Genomic DNA, 12,272 nt, shown 5'->3' with positions numbered 1-12,272 from the left:
CAATCCCTTGTTGTCGCATTTCCGGACGAAACCGGGTCCACTTTCCGGTAAAGGCTCAATTCCGATAGAGCAGCCCCGCCGTGTCGATGTCGGGCCTGCGGCCGGAGACGAGGTCGGAGACAAGCTTTCCCGAGCCGCAGGCCATGGTCCAGCCGACATGGCCGTGGCCGGTATTCAGGAAGAGGTTTTCGTAGCGTGCCCGACCATGCACCGGCACGGAGCCCGGCATCATGGGCCTGAGGCCCGACCAGAGCACGGCCTTCGTCTCGTCGATGGCGCCGGGGAGGAGGTCGTGCGCCGTCCGGAACATGGTTTTGAAGTCGGCGGGCTCGAACGAGCGGTCGTAGCCGGCGAATTCGGCGGTGGAGGCAAGACGCAGACGGTTGCCGAGGCGCGAATAGGCGATCAGCCGGTCCTCGTCGACGCCGCCCATGGTCGGGCCCTTGTCCGCATCGATCGGGAGCGTCGCGGTATACCCTTTGACGGGATAGACGGGCACGTCGATCCCGATCTTGCGGGCGAGCAGTGAACTCTCGGGGCCAAGCGACAACACGACCGCGTCGCAGGCGACCGGCCCCTTGTCGGTCAGCACGGCCCCGACCCTGTTGCCCTGCACATCCAGTCCGGTGACTACCGTGTTGAAGCGAAAGTCGACGCCATGGCGCACCCGCGCCTGCTCGGCAAGGCTGCAGGTGAAGAGCGAGGAGTCGCCCGTCTGGTCCATCGACGAATAGACGCCGCCGGCAAGCTGGTGTTTGACGGCGGCAAGGCCGGGCTCCAGCGCCACCAGCCGCTCGCGGTCGACCACTTCGATCGCAAGGCCGCGGTCGGCGATGTATTGCATGTGTTTTGCGCCGGCATCCATGCTCTGCTGCGAGCGGTAGAAATAGAGGATGCCCTTGCGCCGGTCGTCGTAGGAGATACCGGTTTCCTGCTGCAGCGCGTTGATGCACTCGCGGGCATAGAAGGCCAGCCGCAGCTTGACTTCGGTATTGGCATGGGCGCGCGATTGCGTGCACTGCATGAGGAAGCGCAGGCACCAGGAGATGAACTGCGGATCGAGGCTGAAGCGCACCTTGATGCCGAGATCGGAGCGGAACAGCGATTTGATGAAGGTGGTGAGCGCGGCGGGCGAGGCCCAGGCGGTGGAATCACCCGGCGAAACGAGGCCGGCATTGCTCTGGCTGGTGCCGCGCGCCACGTCCTCGTGGCGCTCCAGCACGGTCACGTCATGGCCGTCCTTCGACAGATACCATGCCGCCGCCGTGCCGACGACGCCGGCCCCCAGAACGACTACTTTCATGATGCTCCCCTCACCCCGAGAACGTTCCGCTTTTCCTCGTTTTGCGAAACGGGTCCGGCCTTTTGTTCTTGTTTCCACGCAATTCCGGACGCAAAACCGCTCACACTTTTGCTGAAATTGCTCCTAGCTGCTGACCGCGCCCTGCTTGAAGGTCGGCGCGAAGCCGCCAGAATCGCCGTCGTTGAAACGGATGGTGCGCACCTCGTCCTGGAAATCGGCGCAGGATTGCCGCCAGACCGAGCCGGGCCAGACCAGGTCCACCGAGGCATCGAGCGGCCGGTAGACGGCCGTGTAGAGCGTGCCGTAGCCGCGCCCGTAGGACGTCTGGTAGACCGGCGGGCGCAGGAAGCCGGACAGCACCTTTTCGACATCCGCCGATCCCGCCAGCGACTTTTCCAGCGCCGCCTCGCGCTCCACCGATTTGGTGGTCTCGGCATGGCGGGCCCATTCGACGCCGTGCTGGTGATTGGTGCTGACGCGCCGCTCCACCACTTCGGCCGGGCGATCCGGATTGACATAGACCGTCGCGTGGTTGTCCTGCCGGTCGATGACGGCGATCGAATAGGACATGTGCACGGGAATGCGCTGGAGCAGCGCCACGGCTTCCGCCGTGGTGCTGGCGAATTCCAGGACGTAGCGCAGCACGACCGGGATGCCGAACCCCTGCCCCGCGGCGGTGCGCCCGCCGAAGGAGAGCGAGACCGCCAGCCCATCCTCGTTGATGCCGTCGAGCACGCCCCACAGGCAATCGACCACCGCCACCACCCGCTTGTTGTAGCGGGAGGCGAGCCAGGTGCCTTCGAGCAGGCGCGGGCTGTAGTCGTAGTTGCGGATCAGCGCCGGTTCCTTACCGGTGACGATCGCCTGCGAACAGCCGCCGACATAGAAGGGCGGGCACCACATGGAGAGGAACCGCGCCTCAAGGTCGCCGCCGCCGGCCGCCTCGACGATCGCCTCGTAGGTCGGCAGCAGCTCCGGCATGTGGCTGCGCAGCGCCTTGAGGCTCATGAAGTAGGTCGGGCGCGAACGAACCCCGTCGCGCACGAACCAGCGGCTGTAGGCGTGCCAATGGCGATCGAACACCCGGCGCCATTTCGGGCCGGGTCTGTCTTCGTCGATGGCTTCAAACTGGAGGTCCATGGCACCCTACAGGATCTTGAACGAGCCGGCTTCCGGCGCTTCGTCCCGCTGGATCTCGGTGAGCGGCTTGCTGGCATAAAGGCGCTTGATGCCCTTGATCCAGTTGCTGGCGCGTTCGTTCAGCTCGAACTCGTCGTTCATCACCCGCCCGCGCGTGATGAGGATGCCGAGGTCGGCGCCCTCGTAGCGGTAGTCGCCGGGACCGGTGATGCGCAGGAAGAACGCCTCCTCGTCGCTCTCGATCGCCTGGCGGTGATAGTCGAAGCGATCATAGGACACGCTGCCGTCCGGCGCCATGCGGTAGATGCCCGACGACGGCGCATGGGTGACGATGTCGACAAGGTCTTCGGTGGATTTGATCACCACCTGTGCCCAGGAATCGATGAACTCTTTTCGCGCCCACCGGTCGTTCAGCTCCTCGACGTCGATCTTGTAGTCGATGCCCGAAAACTCCATCAGGTGGAACAGGAAGAGCGGCGCATCGGCATAGGCGAAGGCGGCGTGGTTGGTCATGGAGCTGGCGCCGCAGATGCGCGGGTTGAGTTCGCCGAGATAGACCTCGTTGTCCTCGACGTCGATGAGGAAGTCGAGGTCGAAATAGCCGCGATAGCCTTCCTCGCGAAGCTGGTTGCCGAAGCGGTAGGCCATGTCGCGCGCTTTGGCCCTGATCTTTTCCGAAAACGCGCCCGGAAAGATCTCGTTGCCGCACCAGCCACCCTTGTAGGGCGTCAGCGCCGGCTGGCCGACGACTTCCGTCAAGAGCGGGCCGACGAGCGTGCCGGATGCCGTCGTGCAGGCCTCCATGGTCGCGCCGCGGCACTTGATGCGCTTCATGATCTTGACTTCGTCTTCCGCCGAGATCTCCGCAGCGTGACGGTTGTAGTCTTCCTCGCTGGCGATGAAGAAGGTGGTGTGGCCGCTGTCGCCGAAAGCGGTCTGCACGACGAGGTCTTTACCGATGCCGGCTTTCTTCGCGGACTCCAGCAGCTCCTCATAGGTGCGCGCGGGGGCGAGCGTGTTTGGCACGGAGGGCACGTCGGCCTTGTTGCCGATGCGCACGGTCTCCATCTTGTTGTCGCAGCGCTGGCGCAGTTTTGCCTTGGGGAACCAGATCTCGATGCCGAGTTCCTTGCAGATTTCTTCCGTCGTCTCGTCGAACATCAGGAAGGTGGCGACGGCACGGCCACCGCGTTTCGTGATGTAGTCGATGACTTCCTTGTGCTGCAGCAGGTAGTTGTTGATGTCCTCGATGCTCTCGAATTCGGCATGAGGGATTTCGGAGGGGACGAAGACGTTCGGATGGCGGCCGTCGAAGCAGTCGATATAGCTGACGAACTTGAAGTTCCGCACCCATTCGTCGATGCCGATCAGGTTGAAGTTCGTCGCCGAGATGAAATAGATCGGACGTTCATTGCGATGCATGACGACGCGCAGGTCGGCAACGTTGCGAATGGTTTCCATGATGTACCCCTCATGTTTCCTGGAACGTTTTTGGCGCTTGTCGCGCTTCTTTTGTTTCTTCTCGTCTTTCTTCCGATCTTTCTTCTTTTTCGACATGCCCCCCGGTCCGTCGTTGCGGTTAACGTTTCAAGCGTGACGTGACGTGTTTGACTTCAAGGTAGGACGACATGCCCCAGGGCCCGAGCTCGCGGCCGATGCCGCTCGCCTTGAAGCCGCCCCAGGACGTTTGCACGAAAATCGCCTGCGGGCTGTTGATCCAGACGTGACCGGCCTCGATGGCGTTTGCCACGCGGTTCGCCTGCACGTCGTCGCCGCTGACAACGGTGGCGACGAGGCCGAAGTCGCAGTCGTTGGCGAGTGCGATCGCCTCCTCTTCGCTCTCGAAAGTGCGGATGCAGAGCACCGGCCCGAATATCTCCTCGCGCCAGAGCGCGCTGGTCGTCGGCACGTCGCCGAAAATCGTCGGCTCGACGAACCAGCCGTCACCGGCCGCGGCCGGCTTTCCGCCGCCCGCAAGCAATGTCAGGCCCTCGGCCTTGCCGCGTTCGATGTAGGAAAGCACCTTGTCGTGCTGCGCCTTCATGGTGATCGGACCGATCGTCGTCCGCTCGTCCAGCGGATCTCCGGGGTTCAGCGCCCGGCTACCGGCGATTATGGCGTCTATTAGCTTCGGCGCAATCGATCTTTCCACCAGAAGGCGCGATGTCGCCGAGCACATCTGCCCGGCATTGAAAAAGATGCCGCCGAGCACGCAGTCCACCGCCTCGTCGAAATCCGCATTGGCGAAGACCACGATGGGCGATTTGCCGCCGAGCTCCAGACTGACCGATTTGACGCCCTGCGCGCCGGCCGCCATGACGCGGGCGCCGACGGCGTTCGAACCGGTGAAGGATATTTTGGCGACATCCGGATGCGTCGTCATCGGCGCGCCGACGCGCTCGCCGGTGCCGGTGATGATGTTGAGCACGCCGGGCGGCAGGCCCACGTCCTCGGCAATCGCGCCGAGTTCCAGCTCCACGACAGGCGTGATCTCCGAGGGTTTCAGCACCACCGTGCAGCCTGCGGCAAGCGCCGGCGCGACCTTCCAGGAGGTCGTCACGAGGGGAAAGTTCCACGGCACGATGAGGCTTGCCACACCCGCCGGCTCCTGCCGCAGCCGGGCGTGAAAACCGTCGTCGGGCAGCGCGACATCCGCGTCCTGCCTCTCCTGCAAGGCGATGGCCTGCTCGGCATAGTAGGCGAAGGAGGCGGCCACATCGGCCATGTCGATGCGCGCCTCGCCAAGCGGCTTGCCGTTGTTGCGGGAGGAAAGGCGCGCCAGCTCTTCGGCGCGCTCGGTCAACCGTGCGGCGATGGCCGCGAGATAACGGGCGCGTCCCCGCCCGCCGGCATCGCGCCAGGCGGGGAACGCGGCCTTCGCGGCGGCAACAGCTTTGTCCACATCCGCCGGACCACCGGCGGAGACCTCATGATAGACGGTGCCGCGGTAGGGATCGAAGACGGGAATGCGGCCCGGCTCGATGGGATCCTGCCAGCGACCGTCGATGAAGAGCTGGTGCCGCATCGTCGTCACCTCACGCCGTCAGGGCTGCGGCAAGCGGGGAGCCCGCCTGGATTTCGATCACGGTCGGCACCTTGCGCTTTGCCGAGGCGGCAAGCTCGCTTTCCAGCTCCGCGAGCGAGGCCGGGCGCGAGGCTTCGCAGCCGAGGGCCCTGGCGAGGCCCACGAAATCGGGCGTGAAAATGTCGACGCCGATCTGCGGGATGTCGCGCTCGGCCATGAAGGCCTTGATCTCGCCGTAGCTGGTGTTGTTCCAGATGACAACCGCGGTCGCGATGCCCGCCTCCACGGCGCTCGCCAGTTCCTGCACGGAGAATTGCAGGCCGCCGTCGCCGATCAGGCAGACGGAGGGCCGGTTCGGCGCGCCGAGTTTTGCGCCGAAGGCGGCCGGCAGGCCGTAGCCGAGCGTGCCGTAGCCGGTGGAAGAGTTGAAGAACGAGCGCGGCTGCGGCGCCTGGTAGAACTGGTTGACGGCATAGACCGGCTCGGTCTGGTCGCCCGCAACGGTGGCGTCGGGCAGCGCCCGGGTGATCACCTCCATCAGCCTGCCATGGGTGCGGCAGGCGGGCCACAGGAAGGCCGCGACCTTCTCGCGCACGGCCTTGGCGCGTGCCGCGCCTTCGCCGGCCGGCCGCGCGTCGCCGAGGGCGGCGTTGAGGCTGGCGGCGGCGAGTTTCGCATCGGCGGCAATCGGCACGTCCGCGCGCAGGCCGGTGACGATCTGCGCGGGGTCGATGTCGATGCGGATCAGCGGGCCGCCGAAGGTCAGCGCCTTCGGCTCGGGATACATTTCCGTCTCGCCGAATTCCGTGCCGATGGCGAGGACCGCGTCGCTGGCGGCCAGCTCTTCCAGCAGCGGCGGCATGCTGAGATTGCCGGTCATGGTGCGCGGGTCACCCGGCTTCAGGATGCCGCGGCCGTTGATGGTCATGAAGACCGGCGCATCGAGCTTTTCGGCAATAGCGGCAATCTCGGCCGCCGCATCGGCAGCCCCGCCGCCGGCAACGATCATCGGGCGCTTTGCGGCCTTGAGGATCGCGGCGGCCTTTTCAATGGCCGCGGGATCAGCGGCGGCGCGGCCGGGCAGCGGCCATGCGTCTGCCGAAAGGTGCTGCGCCTCCGCGACGATGACGTCGAGCGGGATTTCGATATGGACCGGGCGCGGGCGCGCGGAGTTGAAGACGGTGAAAGCACGCGCCATCACCTCGGGAAGCTGCGCAGGGTCGAGCAGCGTGTGGCTGAAGGCGGCAACGCCGGAAACGAGGTTGCGCTGCGAGGGCAGCTCGTGCAGGCGGCCCTGGCCCATGGCGAGTTCGCCACGGGAATTGACCGCCGAGATGACCAGCATCGGCACGGAGTCGGCGTAAGCCTGGCCCATGGCGGTGGCGATGTTCGTCATGCCGGGGCCGGTGACGATGAAGCAGACACCCGGCTTGCCGGTCACGCGGGCATAGCCGTCGGCCATGAAGCCTGCGCCCTGCTCGTGGCGGGGCGTGATATGGCGGATGTTGGTCGCGGGCAGGCCGCGATAGAGTTCCACCGTGTGAACCCCCGGAATGCCGAAGATCAATTCGACGCCGTAGGATTCCAGGAGACGGACGAGGTATTCGCCAGTGGTCAATCGGGTGTCTGCCATTTTTATCGCCTCTGCACGCCCGGAAGGACGCAAAGCATTTCGAAGAGAAGGTTCGCCGCCGTGATCGCCGTATTGCCGGAGGGGTCATAGGGCGGAGAGACCTCGACAAGGTCGCAGCCGACAAGGTTGAGCCCCCAGCAGCCGCGGATGATTTCGAGCGCCTGGATGGTGTTGAGGCCGGCGATTTCAGGCGTGCCGGTGCCGGGCGCGATCGACGGGTCGAGGCTGTCGATGTCGAAGGAGAGGTAGACCGGCCGGTCGCCCATCTGTGCGCGGACTTCCTCCATCAGCGGCGTCAGCGACTTGTGCCAGCACTCCTCCACCTGCACCACGCGGAAACCCTGTTCGCGGGACCAGTCGAAGTCGTCGGCCGCATAGCCGGTGCCACGCACGCCGATCTGGATGCAGCGCTTGGTGTCGAGCACGCCGGCTTCGACGGCGCGACGGAACGGAGTGCCGTGGGCAATGGGCTCGCCGAACATGTGCTCGTTGATATCCGAATGGGCATCGACATGGATGAGGCCGACGGGGCCGTATTTTTCCGCCATCGCCCGCAGGATCGGATAGGAAAGCGTGTGATCGCCGCCGAGCGTCAGCGGGATGCAGCCGTCCTTGATGATGCCGCGATAGGCATCGGTGATGATGTCGACGCATTTCGGCAGGTTGAAGGTGTCGATGGCCACGTCGCCGATATCGGCCACCTGCAGGCTTTCGAAGGGGGCGGCACGCGAGGCCATGTTGTAGGGGCGGATCATGCAGCTCTCGGTGCGAATCTGCCGCGGCCCGAAGCGCGTGCCCGGACGGTTGGACGTGCCGATATCCATGGGGATGCCGACGAAGCAGGCATCAAGTCCCTCGGCGGTCGGCTGCGTCGGCAGGCGCATCATGGTGGCGGGGCCGCCGAAGCGCGGCATTTCGTTGCCGCCGAGCGGCTGGTTGAAGGTTCTTGTCGTCATTTTTCTTCCTCCGGCGGGGCGTGTGTCTGGGTCTTTTGCCCCACCCTGCATGGCACTCTACGAGACTTGTCCGAGCGGCTAAAATACCTCTTTTCGATTATTCTTCGCCGCGCGGCAGGATAAGGCAGGGCACCGGTGCATTGTGCACGATCTTGCGGGCATTCGAGCCGAGGAAGACGCGCAGCAGCGGCCCGAGCTTGCTGGAGCCGAGCACGAGAACTTCGCCATCCTGCCAGTCGAGCGACTCGAACGCCGCCTTCCAGCTCGCCCCATCCGCGATCTCCGCGGAGAGCCCCGCCTGCCCGGCAAGCAAGGCCGTCTGCGCATCGCGCGCCTGCTCGCGCAGCACGTTGGAAACGAACTGTTCCGCATCGTAGCCGGCACCCGTCGGATACATCTGCTTGTCGCGCACCACGAAGGTGACGAGACGCAGCGGCACCGAATAGTCGTGGGCGAGCGCCGCACTGCGGGCGACGATGTCGGGCGCGGAGGACGAACCCGAATAGGCGGCGCTGAGGCGACGGATGCGGGTCTCGGGCCCGGCCGAATAGCCGTGCGGCGCCACCATGATCGGCAGATGCGCCGAACGCAGCAGTTCCGTCGTAACGCCCCCTTCGCCGAAACGGCCCAGCGGAGCCTCACGCGCCGAGCCGAGCACGAGGCAGTCCGCACCGGTTTCCGAGGCGGCCCGGATCAGGCCCTCGCGGGCCGAGGAGGCGGAAACGGCAAGGAACTCCGCCGTGACATCAGCAGGAAGCGATGCCTTCGCCTCGGCTTGCAGCGTGGCGGTGTGCCGGGCAAGGAAGCTGCCATATTCACCGTCGACGCGTGCCGGCGAGGGATGCCCCCAGGTATCGGGCGTCACCGTGCAGGCGACGAGCGAGGCGTTGCAGGAGCGGGCCAGCACCGCGCCGAGCGCGAGCGCCTCCTGCCCGCCCTGGTCGGCGGAAAGTCCGACGAGGATCTTCATTCCGCCGCCTCGCCGAGACCTTCAGGCTTTTCGAGCCGCGAATTGCGGGCGGAGTAGCCGAAATAGACGAGGGCGGCGATCCCCACCCAGACGCCGGTGATGGCATAGACCATCCAGCTCAGCTTGAAGATGAGATAGAGGCAGGCGGCGATGGACAGAACCGGCAGGACCGGCCCGAAGGGCACTCGGTAGCCGCGCGGCATGTCCGGCTGGGTGTAGCGCAGGATCAGCACGCCGGCCGACACAACCGTGAAGGCGGTGAGCGTGCCCATGCTCGTCAGGTCCCAGAGCAGGCCAGACGGCACGAAGGCGGCGATCAGCGAGACGAAGACGGCGACGATGATAGTGCAGGCGACCGGTGTCATGCTGCGCGGATCGACCCGGTGGAAGATCGAGGGCAGAAGACCGTCGCGCGACACCGCGAAGAGGATGCGCGACTGGCCGTAGAGCACGATCAGTGTCACCGAGAAGATCGAGATGACGGCGCCGGCGGCCAGAAGATTCGCCGGCCAGGTGGAGCCGGTGATGTTCTGCAGGATCGTGGCAAGGCCCGCTTCCTGTCCCTCGAAGGCGCTTGCCGGCTGCACGCCGAGCGCGGCGAAGGCGACGAGCACATAGAAGGCGGTGACGATGACGAGCGCCGAGATGATGGCGATCGGCAGGTTGCGCCGCGGATTGACCACCTCCTCGCCCGCCGTCGAGACGGCGTCGAGGCCGACGAAGGTGAAGAAGATCGACGCCGCCGCCGCCTGCACCCCGTTGAAACCGCTGTCGTTGAAGAAGGGCGTGAAGTTCGCGCTGTTGAAGGCGCTGCCGGCAATGACGATGAAGAGCGTGAGCACGGCGAGCTTGACCAGCACCATGATGGCGTTGGCGCGCGCCGATTCCTTGGCGCCGCGCAAAAGCAGGACGCAGCAGAGCATGACGAGGATGACGGCCGGCAGGTTGATGAGGCCGGAACCTTCGGCGAAGAAGGCCATGGCGAAGGGATGGTCGCCGTCGACGACGGTGATCGGCCCCTTGATCATCCAGCCCGGCAGCACGATGCCAGTGACGTTGGCGAGCAGCTTTTCGACATATTCGGCCCAGCCCACCGCCACCGCGGCAGCGGAAATGCCGTATTCCAGCACCAGGCAGGCGGCGACGAAGAAGGCGATGCCCTCGCCGAGCGTCGCATAGGCGTAGGAATAGGACGAGCCCGAGACCGGGATCATCGAACTCATCTCCGCATAGCAGAGCGCCGAAAGCCCGGCCGCGACCGCCGCGATGACGAAAGCAATGACGACGGCGGGGCCTGCCACCGGCACCTGCTCGCTCAGCACGAAGAAGATACCCGTGCCGATCGTCGCGCCGACGCCGAACATGATCAACTGGAACAGCGTGATCGAGCGGCCGAGATGGCCATGCCCGTCGCCCCCGCCCGACGTATCCGCTACAAGCCGATCGACCGGCTTCTTGCGCGTGATCTGCTCAAAGATAGATGATGCCATCGTCCTCCCCTCCGATGTCTCCTCACATGCCAGAACTGTAGCGGCGGATGCGGCAAAGGTGCTGCCGTATTTCGATCCTCTTCCGACACTTGCTGCTGCCTGGCCCATCCCTGGCGACAGTTTTTATCGCGCGGCCGGAGCAAGGTTTGCCGGCCGGGAAATGCGCGCACGGGGGCCAGCTTGACAGGGTCGGGCCAAAAGTATCCATATGGCCAGGGCCGCCAGGCCACGCTCATCATGAGACAGCATGGCCCGGTCCGTGCAGCAGGGGGCGAATGAATGAAGGACGAAGACGGGTCGATCCGGCTCGATCAGATCGACTTGCGGATTCTGGCCTGTCTGCAGGCCAATGCACGCATGACCAACCAGGAACTGGCCGATGAGGTGGGGCTATCACCAAGCCCCTGCCTGCAGCGGGTGAAGCGGCTGGAGAAGGCCGGCGTCATCAACAGCTACCATGCCAGCATCGACCTAGCAAAGGTGTGCCGGCATGTGGACGTCATCGCCGCGGTCACCCTGAACAGCCACGGGCTCGAGGATTTCCAGATCTTCGAACAGATGGTCGAGGACATGCGCTACGTGGTGGAATGCACCAAGGTCAGCGGCCCGATCGATTATCTCGTGCGCTTCGTCTGCCCCGACATCGCCTCCTACCAGATGCTGTCGGACGAGCTTTTGCGGCTCGGCCCCAAGATCGGCAATCTTTCCAGCTATATCGTGCTGAAATCCAGCAAGCCCTACCGCGGCGTGGCCTTCGACGACCTGGTGTCGCCCTCGCCGCGCGGCGTGACGACGCGGCCGGCCGCGCGCACGGGCAAGTAGTTCAAGCGAGATCGTCCCCCATGTCAGCCTCTTCCCTTGAAGCCAATGCAATGCTGCCGTCCGGCGGCCGGCGGGACAATTCCCGTTTCCTGATATCCGGCATCCAGATGCCGGTGCCGATCGGCGGCCGCAACATTCCGGCCATGACCATCCAGGTGGAAAAGACCATGGCGCTCTATCCGGGCACCGACATGATCGTCTTTTCGGAACTCGCCATGCACGGGCCGCTGCATGCCTGCGCGGCGGAGGATCCTGCCGTCGACGAAGCCGCCTTCCAGGCGCTTGCCGCCAAGCACCGTGTCTGGATCATACCGGGCAGCTACTTCGTGCACCGCGAAGGCCGGACCTACAACCATTCCATCGTGATCAACCCGGATGGGGAGATCGTCGGGCGCTACGACAAGATGTTCCCCTTCATGCCTTTCGAGGCCGGGGTCACGGGCGGTACCGACTTCCTGATCTTCGACGTGCCCGATGTCGGCCGCTTCGGCCTGTCCATCTGCTACGATATCTGGTTCCCGGAAACGACGCGCACGCTGACCTCGGCAGGCGTGGAAGTGCTCCTCCATCCTGTCCTTACGGGCACGACCGACCGCAAGGCCGAGCTGGCCATCGTGCAGGCCACGGCAGTGATGTTCTCCTGCTACGTGATCGACGTGAACGGGCTCGATGCCGGCGGCGTCGGCCGCTCGCTGGTCGCCGACCCGACAGGCAATGTCGTGCACCAGTGCGGGCAGGTCGCGGAAATCTTTCCGATCAATGTCGATCTCGGCCTGGTGCGCCAGGTGCGCGCCGAAGGCGCCAACGGGCTCGGCCAGGTGCTGAAATCCTACCGCGACCGCAATGTCGCCTTCGGCACCTATGAGAACGGCGGCGCCTCGGCCTATCTCGACAGCCTCGGCCCGCTGACCCCCATGGCCAAACGGCGGTAAC

Annotated in this window: 10 protein-coding genes; 2 read left to right on the top strand and 8 right to left on the bottom strand. The window is 65.1% G+C overall.

The window, feature by feature from the left end; all coding sequences use genetic code 11:
- Positions 1 to 55: 55 nt before the first annotated feature.
- The 8 genes from P9A16_RS16460 to P9A16_RS16425 all read right to left on the bottom strand — a co-directional run bounded on the left by P9A16_RS16460 (position 56) and on the right by P9A16_RS16425 (position 10,517).
- Positions 56 to 1,303 carry a D-amino acid dehydrogenase gene (locus P9A16_RS16460; RefSeq protein WP_023514074.1) on the bottom strand — a complete coding sequence of 416 codons (1,248 nt, stop codon included), beginning with the start codon at positions 1,301 to 1,303 and terminating at the stop codon, positions 56 to 58.
- 123 nt (positions 1,304 to 1,426) lie between these two features.
- Positions 1,427 to 2,443: a C45 family autoproteolytic acyltransferase/hydolase gene (locus P9A16_RS16455; protein WP_023514075.1), complete on the bottom strand. Its 1,017-nt coding sequence runs from the start codon at positions 2,441 to 2,443 to the stop codon at positions 1,427 to 1,429.
- Positions 2,444 to 2,449: 6 nt separating this feature from the next.
- The gene (locus tag P9A16_RS16450) at positions 2,450 to 3,904 is read right to left on the bottom strand and encodes a biotin carboxylase (protein ID WP_037409276.1); all 1,455 of its coding nucleotides are present in this window, start codon (positions 3,902 to 3,904) and stop codon (positions 2,450 to 2,452) included.
- Positions 3,905 to 4,022: 118 nt separating this feature from the next.
- Positions 4,023 to 5,468 (bottom strand): aldehyde dehydrogenase family protein, encoded by a 1,446-nt coding sequence (locus P9A16_RS16445; RefSeq protein ID WP_278025765.1) that lies wholly within the window; start codon positions 5,466 to 5,468, stop codon positions 4,023 to 4,025.
- Between the two features lie 10 nt (positions 5,469 to 5,478).
- Positions 5,479 to 7,101 carry a 5-guanidino-2-oxopentanoate decarboxylase gene (locus tag P9A16_RS16440; RefSeq protein ID WP_278025764.1) on the bottom strand — a complete coding sequence of 541 codons (1,623 nt, stop codon included), beginning with the start codon at positions 7,099 to 7,101 and terminating at the stop codon, positions 5,479 to 5,481.
- A 2-nt stretch (positions 7,102 to 7,103) separates the two neighbouring features.
- Positions 7,104 to 8,057 carry an agmatinase gene (gene speB / locus P9A16_RS16435; RefSeq protein WP_023517217.1) on the bottom strand — a complete coding sequence of 318 codons (954 nt, stop codon included), beginning with the start codon at positions 8,055 to 8,057 and terminating at the stop codon, positions 7,104 to 7,106.
- Between the two features lie 97 nt (positions 8,058 to 8,154).
- The gene (locus P9A16_RS16430) at positions 8,155 to 9,027 is read right to left on the bottom strand and encodes a universal stress protein (protein WP_023517218.1); all 873 of its coding nucleotides are present in this window, start codon (positions 9,025 to 9,027) and stop codon (positions 8,155 to 8,157) included.
- Positions 9,024 to 10,517, bottom strand: a complete 1,494-nt coding sequence (locus P9A16_RS16425; protein WP_024271428.1) for an APC family permease — start codon at positions 10,515 to 10,517, stop codon at positions 9,024 to 9,026. The genes P9A16_RS16430 and P9A16_RS16425 overlap by 4 nt, the downstream gene beginning before the upstream one ends.
- A 279-nt stretch (positions 10,518 to 10,796) precedes the next feature.
- Here P9A16_RS16425 and P9A16_RS16420 point away from each other — a divergent pair, with 279 nt between their 5' ends.
- Both P9A16_RS16420 and P9A16_RS16415 read left to right on the top strand, forming a co-directional pair.
- A complete protein-coding gene (locus P9A16_RS16420; protein ID WP_023515030.1) occupies positions 10,797 to 11,339 on the top strand; it encodes an Lrp/AsnC family transcriptional regulator in 543 nt (180 codons plus the stop codon).
- Positions 11,340 to 11,359: 20 nt separating this feature from the next.
- Positions 11,360 to 12,271 (top strand): carbon-nitrogen hydrolase family protein, encoded by a 912-nt coding sequence (locus P9A16_RS16415; RefSeq protein ID WP_023515031.1) that lies wholly within the window; start codon positions 11,360 to 11,362, stop codon positions 12,269 to 12,271.
- Position 12,272 lies beyond the last annotated feature (1 nt).

Source organism: Shinella sp. 838 (genome assembly GCF_029623935.1).
In the GTDB taxonomy this organism is placed as follows: Bacteria; Pseudomonadota; Alphaproteobacteria; order Rhizobiales; family Rhizobiaceae; genus Shinella.
This window is presented reverse-complemented; position numbering and strand designations above follow the sequence as displayed.

Coding starts and splice junctions, on each gene's coding strand:
- P9A16_RS16445 (WP_278025765.1), bottom strand. CDS start 5,468: ATGCGGCACCAGCTCTTCATCGACGGTCGCTGGCAGGATCCCATCGAG.
- P9A16_RS16450 (WP_037409276.1), bottom strand. CDS start 3,904: ATGGAAACCATTCGCAACGTTGCCGACCTGCGCGTCGTCATGCATCGC.
- P9A16_RS16460 (WP_023514074.1), bottom strand. CDS start 1,303: ATGAAAGTAGTCGTTCTGGGGGCCGGCGTCGTCGGCACGGCGGCGGCA.
- P9A16_RS16430 (WP_023517218.1), bottom strand. CDS start 9,027: ATGAAGATCCTCGTCGGACTTTCCGCCGACCAGGGCGGGCAGGAGGCG.
- P9A16_RS16455 (WP_023514075.1), bottom strand. CDS start 2,443: ATGGACCTCCAGTTTGAAGCCATCGACGAAGACAGACCCGGCCCGAAA.
- P9A16_RS16415 (WP_023515031.1), top strand. CDS start 11,360: ATGTCAGCCTCTTCCCTTGAAGCCAATGCAATGCTGCCGTCCGGCGGC.
- P9A16_RS16425 (WP_024271428.1), bottom strand. CDS start 10,517: ATGGCATCATCTATCTTTGAGCAGATCACGCGCAAGAAGCCGGTCGAT.
- P9A16_RS16440 (WP_278025764.1), bottom strand. CDS start 7,101: ATGGCAGACACCCGATTGACCACTGGCGAATACCTCGTCCGTCTCCTG.
- P9A16_RS16420 (WP_023515030.1), top strand. CDS start 10,797: ATGAAGGACGAAGACGGGTCGATCCGGCTCGATCAGATCGACTTGCGG.
- speB (WP_023517217.1), bottom strand. CDS start 8,057: ATGACGACAAGAACCTTCAACCAGCCGCTCGGCGGCAACGAAATGCCG.